The 18,105-nt window shown below is 71.0% G+C and carries 16 protein-coding genes and 1 other RNA gene; 15 read left to right on the forward strand and 2 right to left on the reverse strand.

Features of this window, described 5'->3' with window-relative positions; genetic code table 11:
- Window positions 1–105 precede the first annotated feature (105 nt).
- From ftsE to ssrA, 5 genes are all read left to right on the forward strand, one after another.
- Window positions 106–795 (forward strand): cell division ATP-binding protein FtsE, encoded by a 690-nt coding sequence (gene ftsE / locus OG611_RS12250; protein ID WP_093540601.1) that lies wholly within the window; start codon window positions 106–108, stop codon window positions 793–795.
- 23 nt (window positions 796–818) lie between these two features.
- Window positions 819–1,739 carry a permease-like cell division protein FtsX gene (gene ftsX / locus OG611_RS12255; RefSeq protein WP_266418563.1) on the forward strand — a complete coding sequence of 307 codons (921 nt, stop codon included), beginning with the start codon at window positions 819–821 and terminating at the stop codon, window positions 1,737–1,739.
- Between the two features lie 67 nt (window positions 1,740–1,806).
- Entirely contained in the window at window positions 1,807–3,030 is a 1,224-nt protein-coding gene (locus OG611_RS12260) for a S41 family peptidase (RefSeq protein WP_266418565.1), read from the forward strand.
- An 18-nt stretch (window positions 3,031–3,048) separates the two neighbouring features.
- Complete coding sequence (gene smpB, locus OG611_RS12265; RefSeq protein ID WP_266418567.1) at window positions 3,049–3,537, forward strand: SsrA-binding protein SmpB; 489 nt, start codon at window positions 3,049–3,051, stop codon at window positions 3,535–3,537.
- A 109-nt stretch (window positions 3,538–3,646) separates the two neighbouring features.
- Window positions 3,647–4,016: a transfer-messenger RNA gene (gene ssrA / locus OG611_RS12270) on the forward strand.
- A gap of 59 nt (window positions 4,017–4,075) precedes the next feature.
- Here the strand turns inward: ssrA and OG611_RS12275 are convergent.
- A complete protein-coding gene (locus OG611_RS12275; RefSeq protein ID WP_266418569.1) occupies window positions 4,076–5,335 on the reverse strand; it encodes an MFS transporter in 1,260 nt (419 codons plus the stop codon).
- 84 nt (window positions 5,336–5,419) lie between these two features.
- Here OG611_RS12275 and OG611_RS12280 point away from each other — a divergent pair, with 84 nt between their 5' ends.
- The 10 genes from OG611_RS12280 (at window position 5,420) to OG611_RS12325 (ending at window position 16,533) form a co-directional block, all read left to right on the forward strand.
- Complete coding sequence (locus OG611_RS12280; RefSeq protein WP_266418571.1) at window positions 5,420–6,424, forward strand: LysR family transcriptional regulator; 1,005 nt, start codon at window positions 5,420–5,422, stop codon at window positions 6,422–6,424.
- A 240-nt stretch (window positions 6,425–6,664) separates the two neighbouring features.
- Window positions 6,665–7,828, forward strand: coding sequence for a uroporphyrinogen-III synthase (locus OG611_RS12285; RefSeq protein WP_266418573.1), 1,164 nt, complete (start codon window positions 6,665–6,667; stop codon window positions 7,826–7,828).
- Between the two features lie 90 nt (window positions 7,829–7,918).
- Window positions 7,919–8,299, forward strand: coding sequence for a DUF4259 domain-containing protein (locus OG611_RS12290; protein WP_266418575.1), 381 nt, complete (start codon window positions 7,919–7,921; stop codon window positions 8,297–8,299).
- A 74-nt stretch (window positions 8,300–8,373) separates the two neighbouring features.
- Window positions 8,374–8,937 carry a GNAT family N-acetyltransferase gene (locus OG611_RS12295; protein WP_266418577.1) on the forward strand — a complete coding sequence of 188 codons (564 nt, stop codon included), beginning with the start codon at window positions 8,374–8,376 and terminating at the stop codon, window positions 8,935–8,937.
- A gap of 177 nt (window positions 8,938–9,114) precedes the next feature.
- On the forward strand, window positions 9,115–9,768 hold the full coding sequence (locus OG611_RS12300; protein ID WP_266425807.1) for a CGNR zinc finger domain-containing protein: 654 nt from the start codon (window positions 9,115–9,117) through the stop codon (window positions 9,766–9,768).
- Between the two features lie 81 nt (window positions 9,769–9,849).
- Window positions 9,850–10,485, forward strand: a complete 636-nt coding sequence (locus tag OG611_RS12305; protein ID WP_266425810.1) for a sigma-70 family RNA polymerase sigma factor — start codon at window positions 9,850–9,852, stop codon at window positions 10,483–10,485.
- The gene (locus tag OG611_RS12310) at window positions 10,482–11,348 is read left to right on the forward strand and encodes an anti-sigma factor (RefSeq protein ID WP_266418579.1); all 867 of its coding nucleotides are present in this window, start codon (window positions 10,482–10,484) and stop codon (window positions 11,346–11,348) included. Before OG611_RS12305 ends, OG611_RS12310 begins: the two co-directional genes overlap by 4 nt.
- A 104-nt stretch (window positions 11,349–11,452) precedes the next feature.
- Window positions 11,453–13,870 carry a UvrD-helicase domain-containing protein gene (locus OG611_RS12315; RefSeq protein ID WP_266418581.1) on the forward strand — a complete coding sequence of 806 codons (2,418 nt, stop codon included), beginning with the start codon at window positions 11,453–11,455 and terminating at the stop codon, window positions 13,868–13,870.
- A gap of 555 nt (window positions 13,871–14,425) precedes the next feature.
- Window positions 14,426–15,862 (forward strand): NAD-dependent malic enzyme, encoded by a 1,437-nt coding sequence (locus tag OG611_RS12320; protein WP_266418583.1) that lies wholly within the window; start codon window positions 14,426–14,428, stop codon window positions 15,860–15,862.
- Between the two features lie 389 nt (window positions 15,863–16,251).
- Window positions 16,252–16,533, forward strand: coding sequence for an HU family DNA-binding protein (locus OG611_RS12325; RefSeq protein ID WP_003968811.1), 282 nt, complete (start codon window positions 16,252–16,254; stop codon window positions 16,531–16,533).
- Window positions 16,534–16,762: 229 nt separating this feature from the next.
- On the opposite strand, the gene murA is transcribed toward OG611_RS12325, so the two are convergent.
- Entirely contained in the window at window positions 16,763–18,103 is a 1,341-nt protein-coding gene (gene murA / locus OG611_RS12330; protein ID WP_266418585.1) for a UDP-N-acetylglucosamine 1-carboxyvinyltransferase, read from the reverse strand.
- Window positions 18,104–18,105 lie beyond the last annotated feature (2 nt).

Raw genomic sequence — 18,105 nt, forward strand, 5'->3', positions numbered from 1 at the left:
TACCGTTCCGCCATAAATCACCCATCCTCGGACGCGCGCCTGCACGCCTCAGTCCGGTTCGCGTATGGTCACGCACACCTACTCCCGGCCGACCGTGGTGCATCCGTGATCCGATTCGACAACGTCTCCAAGACCTACCCGAAGCAGAGCCGTCCCGCTCTACGGGATGTGTCTCTCGATATCGAGAAGGGCGAGTTCGTCTTCCTGGTGGGCTCATCCGGCTCCGGCAAGTCCACCTTCATGCGACTCATCCTCCGCGAGGAGCGTGCCAGTCAGGGCGCGGTCCACGTCCTGGGCAAGGACCTCGCGCGCCTGTCCAACTGGAAGGTGCCGCACATGCGCCGCCAGCTGGGCACGGTGTTCCAGGACTTCAGGCTTCTCCCCAACAAGACCGTTGCGGAGAACGTGGCGTTCGCGCAGGAGGTCATCGGCAAGCCGCGCGGTGAGATCCGCAAGGCGGTGCCCCAGGTTCTCGACCTGGTCGGCCTCGGTGGCAAGGAGGACCGGAGGCCCGGTGAGCTCTCCGGTGGTGAGCAGCAGCGCGTGGCGATCGCGCGGGCGTTCGTGAACCGCCCCATGCTGCTGATCGCGGACGAGCCGACCGGCAACCTCGACCCGCAGACCTCCGTCGGCATCATGAAGCTGCTGGACCGGATCAACCGGACCGGCACCACCGTGATCATGGCGACCCACGACCAGAACATCGTCGACCAGATGCGCAAGCGCGTCATCGAGCTGGAGCAGGGCCGTCTCGTACGTGACCAGGCCCGCGGCGTCTACGGCTACCAGCACTGAGCATCGAGCACTGAAAGGACGCCATGCGCGCCCAGTTCGTCCTGTCGGAGATCGGCGTCGGCCTCCGTCGCAACCTCACGATGACCTTCGCCGTCGTCGTCTCCGTCGCCCTCTCGCTCGCCCTGTTCGGCGGCGCGCTGCTCATGCGCGAGCAGGTCAGCACGATGAAGGACTACTGGTACGACAAGGTCAACGTCTCGATCTTCCTCTGCAGCAAGAGCGATGTGACCTCGACGCCCAAGTGCGCCAAGGGTGCGGTCACCGCGCAGCAGAAAAAGGACATCGAGAATGACCTCGGCAAGATGGACGACCTGGTTGAGAAGGTCACCTACGAGTCGGCCGACCAGGCGTACAAGCACTATCAGGACCAGTTCGGCGACTCGCCCATGGCGAGCAACATCACGCCGGACCAGATGCAGGAGTCGTTCCGGGTCAAGCTCCACGACCCGAAGAAGTACAAGGTCGTCGCCACCGCCTTCGCCGGCCGTGACGGGGTGCAGTCCGTCCAGGACCAGAGAAGCATCCTGGACAACCTCTTCCAGCTGATGAACGGCATGAACGTGGCCGCCCTCTTCGTGATGGCGCTGATGCTGGTCATCGCGCTGATGCTGATCGTGAACACCGTCCGGGTGTCCGCGTTCAGCCGACGGCGCGAGACGGGCATCATGCGGCTCGTCGGCGCCTCCGGCTTCTACATCCAGATGCCGTTCATCATGGAGGCCGCGTTCGCCGGTCTCATCGGCGGCGTCCTGGCCTGTGTGATGCTGCTGGCCGGCCGGTACTTCCTGATCGACGGCGGACTGGCACTCCAGAGCAAACTGAATCTGATCGACTTCATCGGCTGGGACGCGGTCTTCACCAAGCTGCCCCTGGTCCTGGCAATCGGCCTGCTGATGCCCGCCGTTGCCGCGCTCTTCGCACTCCGCAAGTACCTCAAGGTGTGACATGCGCCCCCTGGGCACGCGGCCAACCGGCCGTGCGCCCAGGGGGCGTTGTCCTAGACTCGGCGACATGTCGGGCCCCACGCAGTGTTTCGGGCCCCGCGGCGTGCGCCGCGGGGCGGCCCTGACATTGGTTTTCGCGAGCGTGCTGGCCACCGGAGCGGTCACCGGCGCGCTGCCGCGCGGCAGCGCGAAGTCCGAGGACTTCGCGACCCGTTCCGTGGCCTCCACCGTCGACCGCGACGAGGTGGCCGCTGCCGCCGCCCGAGCCGTGGCCGACGGCAAGTCCGGCAAGGAGGCGGCCGAGGAGGTCGTCAGCCGCAGCGGCGACCGCTGGGGCGCGGTGTACGACGAGCGGCAGTACGAGGAGTTCGAGCAGGCCCTGGACGGCTCGTACACCGGCGTCGGGATCGCCGCGAAGCGCTCCGCCGACGGGCTGGTAGAGGTGGCCCGGGTGCAGCCCGGCGGCCCGGCCGACCGGGCCGGCATCGAGCCGGGCGACCTGCTCCGTACGGTCGACGGCCACCGGGTCGACAGGCGCCCCGTCGCCGAGGTCGTCGCCCTGCTGCGCGGAGACCGTACGGAGGCCGCCGCGGGCAGCACCGTCGTCCTGGGGGTCGAGCGCGGCGCGGGCCTGCGGACCGAGACGCTGCGCCGGGCCAGGCTCACCACCGAGGCCGTGACCGTGCGACGGATCGGACCGACCCGTCCCGCCTCCTCCACCTCTCCCGATTCCTCCGACTCCTCCGGTTCGTCCGGCGCCGTCGTGATCGAGGTCGACTCGTTCACCAGGGGCTCGGGCGCCAAGGTCCGTGACGCGGTCCGGGACGCACCGTCGGACGCCGGGGTGCTCCTCGACCTCCGCGGCAACTCCGGCGGACTGGTCACCGAGGCCGTCACCGCCGCCTCCGCCTTCCTGGACGGCGGCCTGGTCGCCACGTACGACGTGCACGGTGAGCAGCGCGCCCTCTACGCACAGCCGGGCGGCGACACCGACCGGCCCCTCGTCGTCCTGATCGACGGCGGCACGATGAGCGCCGCCGAGCTCCTCACCGGCGCACTCCAGGACCGGGGCCGCGCCGTCACCGTCGGCTCGCGGACCTTCGGCAAGGGTTCGGTCCAGATGCCCAGCAAGCTCCCGGGCGGCTCGGTGGCCGAGCTGACCGTCGGCCACTACCGCACCCCGGCGGGCAGAGGCGTCGACGGCCGGGGCATCACCCCGGACCTCGCGGTCGACTCCGGGGCCGAGCAGCGGGCCGAAACAGTATTGAGTGGCCTCGGGGGTGGGTCGTAGTGCGAAAATGGCCGCACTATGGCTAAGGAAAAGGACACAGGGCGCAAGCTCATCGCGCAGAACAAGAAGGCGCGGCACGACTACCACATCCTCGACACCTACGAGTGCGGCCTCGTGCTCATGGGTACCGAGGTCAAGTCGCTGCGGCTGGGCCGGGCCTCCCTGGTGGACGGCTTCGTCCAGATCGACAGGGGCGAGGCATGGCTGCACAACATCCACGTGCCCGAGTACGTGCAGGGCACCTGGACCAACCACTCGGCCAAGCGGAAGCGCAAGCTGCTGATGCACCGGGCCGAGATCGACAAGCTGGAGTCGAAGTCGGGCGAGACGGGCCACACGATCGTGCCGCTCGCGCTGTACTTCAAGGACGGCCGGGTCAAGGTCGAGATCGCGCTCGCCAAGGGCAAGAAGGAGTTCGACAAGCGGCAGACCCTGCGCGAGAAGCAGGACACGAGGGAGACCAACCGCGCGATCTCGGCGGCGCGCAGGCGCCAGCGGAGCGCGTAGGACCGGGTCCTGCCGGGCGTCGGCAGGAATAGGCTGGCATCGTCGCGCGTTGGTCACGTACGATGGCACTGCACTCCACAGCGGGTGCGCGCATTTGAAAAAACAACATGGGGATGATCGGTTTCGACAGCGGATGTCGAAGCAGGGGAAGCGTGTCGAGGAAGCGGCAATGATCTCGTAAACCATATGTCGCAACCAATAATCGCCAACACCAAGCGCGATTCCTTCGCCCTCGCTGCCTAAGTAGCGACTTGCGAAGTGTCAGCCCGGGGGTGATCCCGACCCGGATCCTGGCATCATCAAGGGATCTAAACTTCTAGACCCGGTCACGGGGCCTCGAAGGAAATCAAACAGTGGCTGAGCCCGTCGGAGACTTGTTCGCGTGATCTCCGGGGCTGAGAAAAGCGCAGCGAACTGCACACGGAGAAGCCCTGATTCTGCACCGTTGGACGCGGGTTCGATTCCCGCCATCTCCACAATTCCCATGTGAACGAGGACCCCGTTGCCACCGGCAACGGGGTCCTCGTTCTTGTACCGGTCATCGGTTCCGGGGAGTCCGGACCCCGGCTGCCGCGACGGTCAGTGCCAGTGCGGCCGCGCAGACCGGTACGACGTACCCCGGCACCTGTCCCGTGTGCTCCACCATCCAGCCGCCGGTCGCCGAACCCGCGGCGATGCCGCCCAGCAGTGCGGTCACGGCCAGTGTCATGCCCTCGTTCAACTTGCCCTCCGGGGTGAGGTGTTGCACCAGGGTCATGCCGGTGACCATGGTCGGGGCCGTCGCCGCGCCGGCCAGGAGCAGTGCGCCGGCGAGGGCGAGCAGGGAATCGGTCGAGGCGGCGGCGAGCAGGGGCAGGGACATCAGCGCCGTCATCCCCGTCAGGCAGATCAGCAGCCGGCGACGGATGTCCGCGGCCGGGCGCAGCGACCCGTAGAGCAGCCCCGCCGCGCACGATCCGGCCGCCTGGAGGGCGAGGATCGCGCCCCCGGCGTGGGCGATGGTGACGACCTCCATCGCACCGAAGACCGCGCCGGTGGCGAGGAAGGCGGCGAGCAGTGCCGGCATGCCCCGGGTGCGGAGCGGGGAGCCCGCGTGGGTGCGGGGCGCCACCGGTGGTTCGGTGGCGCGCTGGGCGGCGAAGATCAGTACCCCGGTCATCAGCAGGATCGCCCCGACGAGTGTTCCGGCCTCCGGGAAGAGCGCCGCGCACAGCAGCGCGGCGAGGGCCGGGCCGAGCATGAAGCAGAGTTCGTCCGCGGCCTGTTCGAAGGAGTTCGCGGTGTGCAGGGCCGCCGGGTCACCCCGGTGCAGATGGGCCCACCGGGCCCGGGACATACCCCCGGTGTTGGGCGTGGTGGCGGTCGCGGCGTAGGAGGCGAAGAGGGTCCAGGTCGGGGCGCCGTAGTGCACGCAGAGCAGCAGGGCCAGCGAGCCGAGCGCGGCGATCGCGGTGGCGGGCACCGCGACCCTGGCCTGTCCGTACCGGTCGACGAGCCGGGCCGTCCAGGGGGCGACCACCGCCGTGGCGGCGAGGCCGGTCGCGGTGACGGCTCCGGCCAGGGCGTACGAGCCGCGCGAACCGGCGATCATGATGACCGCGCTGACGCTGAACATCCCCATGGGCAGCCGGGCGAGCAGATTGCCCGCGGTGAAGGCGCGGGCGCCCGGGGTGGCGAGCAGCCTGCGGTACGGGTTGGTGGACGCCCGCCGGGCGGGGGTGGTGCGCGGGGCGATGACCAGCAGGTCACCGGAGACGGCGAGCATGGGGGCGGTGGCGGGGGTTCTCTCGTACGGCATGGGCCAAGCCTCGGGGCGCACGGTCTCCGGGGTCCAACACCTTCTCCGTACCGATTAACGCATCTGTGTTGTAAATTCTGGGGGGTGGCCTCCTTCGCTGCCGATGCGGGCACCCAGACGCATACCCATACTGATCCCCGGCTGCTCCGGGCCTTCGTCGTCGTCGCCGAGGAACTGCACTTCACCCGCGCCGCGGCTCGGCTCTACATCGCGCAGCAGGCGCTGAGCCGGGACATCCGCCGGCTGGAGCGCGAACTGGGCGCCGAGCTGTTCGTACGGACCACCCGGCAGGTCTCCCTCACCCCGGATGGTGACCGGCTCCTCCCGCACGCGCGGCGGGTGCTGGAGGCGCACGACGATCTCGCCGCCGCCTTCGCCGATCCCGCGGTCAGACCGCTCTTCGTCGACCTCAACACCGACGGCATGACGGCCGCCCGCGTCCTCGCCCGCGCACGGGAGCTGGCCCCGGCGTGCGAGCTGATGGCGCGCTTCGAGAGCGGCCTGACCTGGGCCGCGGGGGAGATCCTCGCCGGGCGGCTCGATGTCTCCTTCGGCCGCGCCGCCGGACTCGACCCCGCGGTACGGGCACGGCTCGGCGTGCAGCCGGTGCGGTACGAGCCCATGGCCGTGCTGTTCCCCGCCGATCACCCGCTCGCCGCGCACGAGGCCGTCGCGTTGGACGATCTGGCGGGCGAGACCGTCTACGCGGGCGCCGGAAACCCCCGCACCCCGGAATGGACGGACCTCGCCCGGCTGCTCTTCGCCGAATGGGGCATTGCGCTGGCGCCCCCCGTCCCACTCGCGATCGGTGTGGCCGAGTTCCAACGGGTCATGGCCAAGTCGCCGCGCTACCCGATCCTGTGCGTGACCGACTTCCCTCCGATGCCCGGCACCGTGTTGCGACCGCTGGTCCGGCCCGTACCGCTCTCCCCGTTCCTGCTGGTCTGGCGCAAGGGGCTGCGCCACCCCGGCCTCGACGCCCTGCGCGAAGCCGCGGAACAACTGGGTGCCGAGGAGGGCTGGATGGTCCGTCCCGGCGGCAGCTGGCTACCCGGGCCCGACGCGTCCCTGATGGCGAATCCGGTCTGACCGCGCCGGTCGTCGACCGGGGAGACCGTCAACCGCGCGTATACCTTCGCCGGACCGGATCCCACCGGGTCCGTGCCCGGGAAGTCGCTGTTCAGCGGCGTCGGGGCAGGATCGTGTCCGCACGGTGTCAGGTGACGTAACGGGCGGGAAATACGGGTGAACCAGCCCTGTCACGCATCATTGGCAGGCTCGCCCCTCGGCATCATCGGGCAGCAGCGGGACGAGAGCCGGGAAGACCACATGCACGAGGACGAACAGCACGGGCCCCTCGCGGGCTTCACCGTCGGGGTCACCGCCGCACGGCGCGCGGAGGAGTTCGGCGCGCTGCTGGAACGACGGGGCGCCACGGTCCTGCACGCGCCCGCCCTGCGGATCGTGCCGCTCGCCGACGACGGCGAACTCCTCGCCGTCACCCGGGCAATCATCGAAACCGTCCCCGACGTGGTCGTCGCCACCACCGCGGTCGGCTTCCGCGGCTGGGTCGAGGCCGCCGGGGGCTGGGGCCTCGGCGACCGGCTGCTGGAGGCCCTGCACGGTACCGAACTGCTGGCCCGCGGCCCCAAGGTCAAGGGCGCCGTCCGGGCCGCCGGGCTGACCGAGGCGTGGTCACCCGCCTCCGAGTCCATGGCCGAGGTGCAGGACCGGCTCCTGGACGAGGGCGTGGCGGGCCGCCGCATCGCCCTCCAACTGCACGGCGAACCCCTCCCCGGCTTCATCGAGTCGCTGCGCGCCGCGGGCGCCGAGGTCCTCTCCGTACCCGTCTACCGCTGGACGGACCCCGAGGACATCACCCCGCTCGACCGGCTGCTCGACAGCACCCTCGCCCGCGACCTGGACGCGCTCACCTTCACCAGCGTCCCGGCCGCCGCCTCGCTGCTCGGCCGGGCCGAGAAACGCGGACTGCTCCCGGAACTCCTGGGCGCGCTGCGCGACGACGTCCTCGTGGCCTGCGTCGGACCCGTCACCGCCCTGCCGCTGCAGGCCCGCGGCATCGACACCGTCCAGCCGGAACGCTTCCGGATCGCCCCGCTCGTCCAGCTGCTCTGCCAGGAACTCCCCGCCAGGGCACCGGCGTTGCCGGTCGCCGGACACCGGGTCGAGATCCGGGGGCACGCCGTGATCGTCGACGGCGAACCGCGCCCGGTGCCGCCCGCCGGAATGGCGCTGCTGCACGCCCTGGCCCGCCGGCCGGGCTGGGTGGTGGCCCGCGCCGACCTGCTGCGCGCACTGCCCGGCGGCGGCACCGACGAGCACGCGGTGGAGACGGCCATGGCGAGGCTGCGTACGGCACTGGGGGCGCCCCGCCTCATCCAGACGGTCGTCAAACGCGGCTACCGGCTGGCGCTGGACCCGGCGGCCATGGACGGTCCGGATGCCGGTCCGGGGAGCGGTCCGGCCTGCTAGGGCCCCGTTGCCGGTCCCCTTGCCGACTCTGTTGTCAGTCCTCCTTGCTAGAACAGAGGCAGGCAGGAAAGACCAGTGGAAGGGGGCTCCGTGGGTACCTGGGGCAGTGGGAATTTCGACAGTGACACGGCTGCGGATCATCTGTTGGGCATCACCGGACGGCTCGTCTCGGAGATCGAGGAGGCGATGGCCGACGACCCGGTCGTCCTGGAGGCCGACGAATACTGGGGCGTCGCCGTGCCGTGCAACGTCGAGCTGCTGTCCCTGATCGCGGAGCAGGGGTATGTCGGCGCGGGCGTGCCGGAGGTGGCGGTGGTCGAGGGCTGGAAGAAGAAGTTCATGGACGTGTGGGAGCGGACCATCGACGACCTGGAGCCCAAGCAGGAGTACAAGGAGGACAGACGCGCCGAACTGATCCGCACCTTCGACCGGCTGACGGCCCTCGCGGAGCGGGAGCACGCGGCGCAGTGAGGGGGCGCGGGGCAGGCGTGGGCCGGAGCCGCACCGGCCGTGGGGCCGGAACCGCACCGGGATAGCGTGCGGAAATGATCCAAGACATCCACCGGCTCGACGCGGAGGTACGACTCCGTCCCGCCGCCCCGGCCGACGCCGCTTCCCTCGCCGTTTCGCTGACCCGCAGCCGCGCGTACATGCAGCCCTGGGAGCCCGTGCGGCCCGACTCCTTCTACACCGAACAGGGGCAGCGGGAGCGGCTGGCCGGGATGCTCGCGGACCGTGACGCGGGGCGTGGGATGCCCTGGGTGCTCGCCGACGAGGCGGACCGCGCGATCGGCGGGTTCAACCTGAACAGCATCGTGCTCGGGCCGTTCCGCAGCGCGACGCTCGGTTACTGGGTCGATGTCGAGTACACGGGCCGCGGTCTGGCCACGGCCGCCGTGCAGCGGATCTGCGAGGTGGCCAGGGACGGGCTGCGCCTGCACCGGGTCGAGGCGGGGACGGTGGTGGACAACGTCGCCTCGCAGCGGGTGCTCGCCAAGTGCGGCTTCGAGCAGTACGGTACGGCCCCCCGCTACCTCCACATCAACGGCGAGTGGCGTGACCACTTCCTGTTCCAGCGGATCCTGCACGACGGTCCGCCGACGGGCTGAGCGACCGGCCGGGGGTGGGCGGCCACCGGACACCCGTGGACGGCCACCGGACACTCGTGGACGGTTACCGTACGGCCCCGCGCACGACGACCCGTGGGGCAGCAGGGGTTCCGGGTGGGCCCCGCGAGGGGCACCCTGGGGGGAGACCCACCGGTGACCCGAGGCGGTGACATGCGCATGGCGACCGGCAAGAGCTCGTGCGACTGGCGGTTCGACTCCGGTCGGCCCTGCCTCGACCTGGTGGCGACGGGGATCGGGACCACCGGCGCATGTGAACTGCTCGACGGCGCCGAGCGGCTCGCCGACTGGCTGGTCGCCGCCGGACTCGTACCGGGCGGCACCCGCCTCGACGCCGTGGACGAGTCCTGGGTGGTGCGCTTCCGGCAGTTGCGTACCGGCGTCGACCGGCTGCTGACGGCCGAGCTCGGCGGCCGCGGCGCCGGGAGCGCCCTGGAACGGGTCAACGCGCTCGCCGCCGGGGCGCCGCCGGGGCTGCGGGCCGTGCGCGGCAGGGGCGGCAAGCTGGTACGGACGCTGAGTGCCGATCCCGAGTGCGGGGCGCTGCTGGCCGCCGTCGCCCGCGACGTCGTGGAACTCCTCACCGACCCCGTGGCACGGGCCGGTCTGCGCCGCTGCGAGGCCGACAACTGCCGCCGCTTCTACTTGGACACCTCGCGCGGACGCCGTCGCCGCTGGTGCTCCAGCGAGGTGTGCGGCAATCGCGAGCGGGTGGCCCGGCACCGGCGCCGAACGGCGGGCGTGGCGGTGCCGGAAGCGACCGCGGCAGTGCCGGACGTGACCGTTCCGGTGGTGGATGCGACCGTGCCGTAAAGAATCCTGAGGCTGCTTTGAACGGATCGCGGCCCGCCCCCGTATTCGATGACCGAGGAGCTCCACAGGGCCGACCGGGAGGTGCGGGTGCGCAAGGAAGCGGCCGTGGCCGATGACCGTCCGCACAGGGCTCGACATCGCAGCGAGCCGCGCCCATCACCGCATCCGTCGCCGCATTCGTCACCGTCACCGTCCCCGGAGCCTTCCGCCGTTCCGGACGAGGAGCTGATGCGGGCGCTCTACCGCGAACACGCCGGGCCGCTGTTCGCGTACGTGCTCCGCCTGGTCGCCGGCGACCGGCAGCGCGCCGAGGACGTGGTGCAGGAAACGCTCATCCGCGCCTGGAAGAACGCCGGGCGGCTGGGCGGCGCCACCGGATCGGTCCGCCCCTGGCTGGTGACGGTCGCCCGGCGCATCGTCATCGACGCCCACCGCAGTCGGCAGGCCCGGCCGCCCGAGGTCGATCCCTCGCCGCTGGAGGCCATTCCGGCGGAGGACGAGATGGACAAGGCGTTGTGGCTGATGACGCTCTCCGACGCGCTCGACGATCTGACCCCGGCGCACCGGGAAGCCCTGGTCGAGACCTACTTCAAGGGCCGTACGGTCAACGAGGCGGCCGATGTGCTGGGCATCCCGAGCGGGACGGTACGGTCCCGGGTCTTCTACGCACTGCGTTCGATGAAGCTCGCCCTGGAGGAGAGGGGGATCACGGCATGAACGACGACCACGAGTGGGAGCCTTTCGGCCTCAGGCCGATCGGCCCCTCCGGCCCCTCCGACCCCCGCAGCCCCTCCAGCCCCCGCAGCCCCCGCAGCCCCGGCAACCCCTCCGGGCACGACGCCGCCGGTGCGTACCTCCTCGGTGTTCTCGACGATGCCGAGGCATCCGCCTTCGAGGCGCACCTGGCCGGCTGCGAGCGGTGCGCCGCCCGGCTCGAAGAGCTCGCCGGCCTGGAACCCGTGCTCGCGACGCTCTCCGGGCCCCCGGCCGCCGTGCCGGGCGCCCGCCCCGTCCGGTACGTACCGGGCCCGCCCGGCCCCCGCGTGCTGGAGCGGCTCGTCGACGAGGTGGCGGCCGGGCGGGCCCGGCGCAGGCGCCGGTCCGGGTATCTGGTGGCGGCGGCGGTGGCGCTGATCATCGGCGGCCCGGTGGTCGCGGTCATGGCGAGCGGCAACGACGGCCCGTCGACGCGGGCGGCGGGCCCGTACCCCACCGGCACCGACGAGGGCACCCCCCTCCGGCGCATGCCGGAGAAAGTACGGGCCACCGACCCCGTCACCAAGGCCGACGCCACGATCGGCATGGAGAGGAAGCCCTGGGGCACCAGCACCGTGCTGGAGCTCAGGAATGTCACGGGTCCGCGGAAATGCCGCCTGATCGCGGTGTCGAAGACCGGCGAGGAGGAGGTCGTCACCTCCTGGTCCGTACCGGAGCGGGGATACGGCATCGAGGACTCCCGGCACCCGGGCGCGACATACCCGCTCCTTGTCCAGGGCGGCGCGGCCATGGACCGGGGCGACATCGACCACTTCGAGGTGCGTACGTTCGACGGCAGGCGGCTGGTCGAGGTCGATGCCTGACCGAGATCGTCTGCGGACCATTTCGATATGCGCGGCAGGTGCGCGGCGGGTCCCCCTTCGCATAAGGTTGACGGCTGCCCAATGCACGTCAGAAGGGGGCCTCGGTGGCCGCGCAGGATGCCGCTGTCGATTCGTTGCGGGACCGGGAAATCGGTGTCGAGCAGGAACATCTCGACCGTGTGTACCACCGCCTTGAGGAGAAGATCCACGAGGCGGAATTTCTCATGCATGACGCCGTCAAGCGCGGCCAGGTCGGCACCCCGGGAGCGCTCGCCGAGCGCGACGCCCAGGTGTTCCGGGCCGGAATCCACCTCAACCGGCTGAACAGCGAGTTCGAGGACTTCCTCTTCGGGAGGATCGATCTGCTGCTCGGCAAGGACGGCGAACGCGGCCCGGACGGCGCGTACACCTCCGTCGAACCCGCCGACGACGCCGTCCGCGACGACAACTCGGCCGATATCGCGGAGACGCTGCACATCGGCCGGATCGGGGTCCTCGACTCCGACTACGCGCCGCTGGTCATCGACTGGCGCGCCCCGGCCGCCGCACCGTTCTACCGCTCGACGCCGAAGGAACCCGGCAGGGTCGTACGCCGCCGGGTCATCCGCTCCAAGGGCCGCAAGGTCCTCGGCGTCGAGGACGACCTGATGCGCCCCGAGCTGACCGCGTACCTGGGCGGCGACAAGCTGCCCGTCATCGGCGACGGCGCCCTGATGGCGGCGCTCGGACAGGCCCGCAGCCACACCATGCGGGACATCGTCTCCTCCATCCAGGCCGAACAGGACCTGGTGATCCGGGCCCCCGCCGCCTCCGTCACCGAGGTTTCCGGCGGCCCCGGCACCGGCAAGACGGCCGTCGCCCTGCACCGTGCCGCGTACCTCCTCTACCAGGACCGGCGGCGTTACGCGGGCGGCATCCTCGTCGTCTCGCCGACCCCGCTCCTGGTCGCGTACACCGAGGGCGTGCTCCCCTCGCTGGGCGAGGAGGGGCAGGTCGCGATCCGCGCCGTCGGCTCGCTCTCCGACGAGGCGGCCGGCGTCGAGGGCGCTACCACCTACGACGAGCCCGCCGTCGCCCGGATCAAGGGCTCCTCGCGGATGCTCCAGGTGCTGCGCAAGGCGTCCCGCGGCGCGCTGGAACAGCCCGGCACCTCCCGCAGGGCGGCGGCGGACCGGGACGGCCAGCTGTCCTTCGGCGACGCGGCGGACGGGGCGGACGGAGCGGTCGGGGCCGGCAACGGCGACCGGGCCCCCGCCACCCCGACCCGGCTGCGGGTCGTCGCGTTCGGCGCCCGCGTCGAGCTGAACGCCGACGAGCTGCACCGCATCCGGCAGTCCGTCCTCGGCGGCACCGCGCCGGTCAACCTGCTGCGCCCGCGCGCCCGCAGGATGCTCCTGGACGCCCTGTGGAACAAGTCCTCGGGCCGGGGCCGCTACACCGACCCCGAGCTCGCCGCCGAACTGCGCTCCTCCTTCGACGAGGACGTCTCCACCGAGACGGACTTCCTCGACTTCCTGAACGCCTGGTGGCCCGAGCTCACCCCGCGCGGGGTGCTCGCCGCGATGGCCGACGAGAAGCGGCTCGGCCGCTGGGCCCGCCGGGTCCTCAACCAGGGCGAGGTACGCCGCTTCGCCCGCTCCCTGAAGCGGCTCGACCACGACGGGAACGGGCCGTTGTCCGTGCACGACGTGGCCATCCTCGACGAGTTGCAGACGCTGCTCGGCACACCGCACCGGCCGAAGAAGAAGCGCGAACTCGACCCGCTGGACCAGCTCTCCGGTCTGGAGGAGCTGATGCCGCAGCGCGAGGAGACCCAGCGCGAGCGTGCCGAGCGGCTGGCGGCGGAGCGTACGGAGTACGCGCACGTCATCGTCGACGAGGCGCAGGACCTCACGCCCATGCAGTGGCGGATGGTCGGCCGCCGCGGCAGGCACGCCACCTGGACGATCGTCGGGGACCCGGCGCAGTCCTCCTGGTCGGATCCGGACGAGGCCGCCCGCGCGCGCGACGAGGCGCTCGGCAACCGGCCGCGCCGCCGCTTCACCCTCACCGTCAACTACCGCAACCCGGCGGAGATCGCCGAGCTGGCCTCGAAGGTCCTGGCGCTGGCGATGCCCGGAATGGAGTCACCGGCCGCGGTCCGCTCCACAGGCGTGAAGCCGCGCTTCGAGACCGTACGGGACGGCGATCTGGCCGCCTCGGTGCGCGAGGAGGCGCGGCGGCTGCTCGCCGAGGTCGACGGCACGGTGGGTGTGGTCGTCGCGATGAACCGCCGGGCCCAGGCCCGCGGCTGGCTCGCCGAGCTCGGCGAGCGGGTGGTGGCGCTGGGCAGCCTGGAGGCGAAGGGCCTGGAGTACGACGCCACGGTGGTCGTCTCGCCCGCGGAGATCGCGGACGAGTCCCCGGCCGGCCTGCGGGTGCTGTACGTGGCGTTGACGCGTGCGACGCAGCAGCTCACGGTGGTCTCGGGGGAGCGGGACCTGCCCGACGAGGACGGTGTCCCGGACCTGTTGAGGGACTGAGACGGGGCCGGGCAGGGGCGGCGAGGACCTGGGCCTGTCCGGCGGATCAGGGGCGGACAGGCCCTCGGGCCTCTCGGGCCGGACCGTTTTCGGGTCAACCTGTGCTGCGGGGAATCACTTTTTCGGGGTCTTTGTTAGCCTGGTGTCGGCACCGGCTCGATCCAAGCCCCCGGGCCCAACCTTCGTCGCTACGAGCGACCACTTGCCGCGAGGCGAGCATGGCGGGTCGGTGCCGCTTGACCAAGAAGACAGACCCGCGTCACCTTCCGGTGGCGCGGGTCTGTTCTTGTTTGCGGAGTCCGTTCCCGCGCAGGGGGCGCCCCCGTTTCCCGCGCAGGTGGTGCCCCGCCGCACGGCGATGGCCGGTACCGAATCCGGTCGGGGCCGGTTGGGGGTTCCGCTGAAGCGGTCATATCTCGTATGGTGGAAAGTACTTTCCGAAGAGTGGCAGTCATTACCGGCTACCGGCCAGTAGGTGCGACGATCGGGAAGCGTGTCCGAGGCGAGCGCCCCGGTCGCGCGGCAATGAAGCTAAGGAAAGCGAAGGACTCGGCCATGGCAACGGCGCCCAGCGTCTCGTACTCGATGACGGTCAGGCTGGAGGTGCCCGCGAGCGGCACAGCGGTCTCCCAGCTCACCACGGCCGTGGAGTCCTCCGGCGGATCGGTCACCGGCCTCGACGTGACCGCTTCCGGTCACGAGAAGCTGCGGATCGACGTGACCATCGCGGCCACCTCCACCTCGCACGCGGACGAGATCGTCGAGGGTCTGCGCGGCATCGAGGGTGTCGTCCTGGGCAAGGTCTCCGACCGTACGTTCCTGATGCACCTCGGCGGCAAGATCGAGATGGCGTCCAAGCACCCCATCCGCAACCGTGACGATCTCTCGATGATCTACACCCCGGGCGTGGCCCGGGTCTGCATGGCCATCGCCGAGAACCCCGAGGACGCCCGCCGCCTCACCATCAAGCGCAACTCCGTCGCAGTTGTGACGGACGGCTCCGCCGTGCTCGGTCTCGGCAACATCGGCCCGATGGCCGCCCTCCCGGTGATGGAGGGCAAGGCGGCCCTCTTCAAGCGGTTCGCCGGCATCGACGCCTGGCCGATCTGCCTGGACACCCAGGACACCGACGCCATCGTCGAGATCGTCAAGGCGATCGCCCCCGGCTTCGCGGGCATCAACCTGGAGGACATCTCCGCCCCCCGCTGCTTCGAGATCGAGGCACGGCTGCGCGAGGCCCTGGACATCCCGGTCTTCCACGACGACCAGCACGGCACCGCGATCGTCGTCCTGGCCGCGCTGACCAACGCGCTTCGCGTGGTGGGCAAGGGAATCGGGGACGTACGGGTCGTCATGTCCGGAGCCGGAGCGGCCGGTACGGCCATCCTGAAGCTCCTCATCGCCGCTGGCGTCAAGCACGCCGTCGTCGCCGACATCCACGGTGTGGTGCACGCCGGCCGTGAGGACCTCGTCTCCGCCGACGCCGACTCGCCGCTGCGCTGGATCGCCGACAACACCAACCCGGAGTCCATGACCGGCACCCTCAAGCAGGCCGTCGTGGGCGCCGACGTCTTCATCGGCGTCTCCGCCCCGAACGTGCTGGACGGCGCCGATGTCGCCGCCATGGCCGACGGTGCGATCGTGTTCGCGCTCGCGAACCCGGACCCCGAGGTGGACCCGGCAATCGCACGTCAGACGGCGGCGGTTGTCGCCACCGGGCGCTCCGACTTCCCGAACCAGATCAACAACGTGCTGGTCTTCCCGGGTGTCTTCCGCGGCCTGCTGGACGCTCAGTCCCGCACCGTCAACACGGAGATGATGCTCGCCGCGGCGCGCGCCCTCGCCGACGTGGTCGCCGAGGACGAGCTGAACGCGAACTACATCATCCCGTCGGTCTTCAACGACCGGGTCGCGGGAGCGGTCGCCGGCGCCGTCCGGGACGCCGCGAGGGCGGCCGGCGGCACCGCGAAGGCCTCGGGCGACCTCGGCTGACCCGCCCTCCGTCGGCAGGACCCGGCAGGCCTCCTGCCGGCGTCGTCCGCGCCCCCGGCGCCGCGCGTCGGTCCGGACTACGGCGCGTCGCGGGTCGCGGCGCCCCAAACGCCCCTTTAGGGTGGGCGGGCGGCGCGTCCCGCCGAGGCCCGCAACCGCTGCGGAACGCTTTCGGAGAGTCGACGGAACGTCACCACGAAGAGGCACTGGTGCTTTTCGTGTGACTCCGGAGGGTGCCGGATTGGCGTTACCGCCGCAGGTGGGGGCAGGATGCGTAATCGGGCGCGAGGGTCTGACGACAGACCCGGGTCCGGGGACTGTCCGAGGGCCCTGGCAGCATCGGCTTCGATCTCACGCCTCACAGGCAAGAAGAACACGGGAGTAACAACATGAACCGCAGTGAGCTGGTGGCCGCCCTGGCCGACCGCGCCGAGGTGACTCGCAAGGACGCCGACGCCGTGCTGGCCGCCCTCGCCGAGACCGTCGGTGAGATCGTCGCCAAGGGCGACGAGAAGGTCACCATCCCCGGCTTCCTGACCTTCGAGCGCACCCACCGTGCCGCTCGCACCGCTCGTAACCCGCAGACCGGCGACCCGATCAACATCCCGGCCGGCTACAGCGTGAAGGTCTCCGCGGGCTCCAAGCTCAAGGAAGCCGCCAAGGGTAAGTAAGCCCCACAGGCGCGACGAAGGGCGGTCACCCCACCAGGGTGACCGCCCTTCGGTGTACCGGCCCGAGAGGCCCCGTTCTGGGCCTCTACGGCCCGGTATCGAGGGGCCGGGGCCCGGTCGGCAAGGAAACGGGGGCCCGGGGCGGCGCCCCGAACCCCCGTCAGCAGCCGTCCGGCGCCCGGTCCCCGACAGGGCCCGGCCCGGTCCCGGACCGGCGCCCCGCCCGGTCTCAGACCAGCGCCCCGCCCGGCAGCTCCACCTTCGCGCCCAGCTTCTCCAGCTTGTCCATGAAGTTCTCGTAGCCGCGGTTGATCAGGTCGATGCCGTGCACCCGCGACGTGCCCTGCGCCGCCAGCGCGGCGATCAGGTACGAGAAACCGCCGCGCAGGTCCGGGATGACCAGATCCGCGCCCTGCAGCCTCGTCGGCCCGGACACGACCGCCGAGTGCAGGAAGTTGCGCTGGCCGAAGCGGCAGTCGGAGCCGCCCAGGCACTCGCGGTAGAGCTGGATGTGCGCGCCCATCTGGTTGAGCGCCGAGGTGAAGCCGAGCCGCGACTCGTACACCGTCTCGTGGACGATGGACAGGCCCGAGGCCTGCGTCAGCGCCACCACCAGCGGCTGCTGCCAGTCGGTCTGGAAGCCGGGGTGCACGTCCGTCTCCAGGGCGATGGCGTTCAGCGCGCCGCCCGGGTGCCAGAAGCGGATGCCCTCGTCGTCGATCTCGAAGGCGCCGCCGACCCGGCGGAAGGTGTTGAGGAACGTCATCATCGAGCGCTGCTGTGCGCCCCGTACGTAGATGTTGCCCTCGGTGGCCAGGGCCGCGGACGCCCAGGAGGCCGCCTCCAGGCGGTCCGGGATCGCCCGGTGCGTATAGCCGTCCAGTCGGTCGACACCGGTGATCCGGATCGTCCGGTCGGTGTCCATCGAGATGATCGCGCCCATCTTCTGCAGTACGCAGATGAGGTCCTCGATCTCCGGCTCCACGGCCGCGTTGGACAGCTCGGTGACGCCCTCGGCGAGTACCGCCGTCAGCAGCACCTGCTCGGTGGAGCCCACCGACGGGTACGGCAGCCGGATCTTCGTGCCGCGCAGCCGCTGCGGGGCCTCCAGGTACTGCCCGTCCGCCCGCTTCTCGATGGTCGCGCCGAACTGCCGCAGCACGTCGAAGTGGAAGTCGATCGGCCGGCCGCCGATGTCGCAGCCGCCGAGCCCCGGGATGAACGCGTGGCCGAGCCGGTGCAGCAGCGGGCCGCAGAAGAGGATCGGGATGCGCGACGAGCCCGCGTGGGCATCGATGTCGGCGACGTTCGCGCTCTCCACATGGGTCGGGTCCAGGATCAGCTCGCCCGGTTCGTCACCGGGCCGGACCGTCACACCGTGCAGCTGCAGCAGCCCCCGGACCACCCGCACGTCGCGGATGTCGGGCACGTTGCGCAGTCGGCTGGGCCCGCTGCCGAGCAGCGCGGCGACCATTGCCTTCGGCACCAGGTTCTTGGCGCCTCTGACGCGGATCTCGCCCTCGAGCGGGGTTCCGCCGTGGACAAGCAGGACATCGTCTGTGCCGGTCATGA

It is taken from the genome of Streptomyces sp. NBC_01363, from assembly GCF_026340595.1.
In the GTDB taxonomy this organism is placed as follows: domain Bacteria; phylum Actinomycetota; class Actinomycetes; order Streptomycetales; family Streptomycetaceae; genus Streptomyces.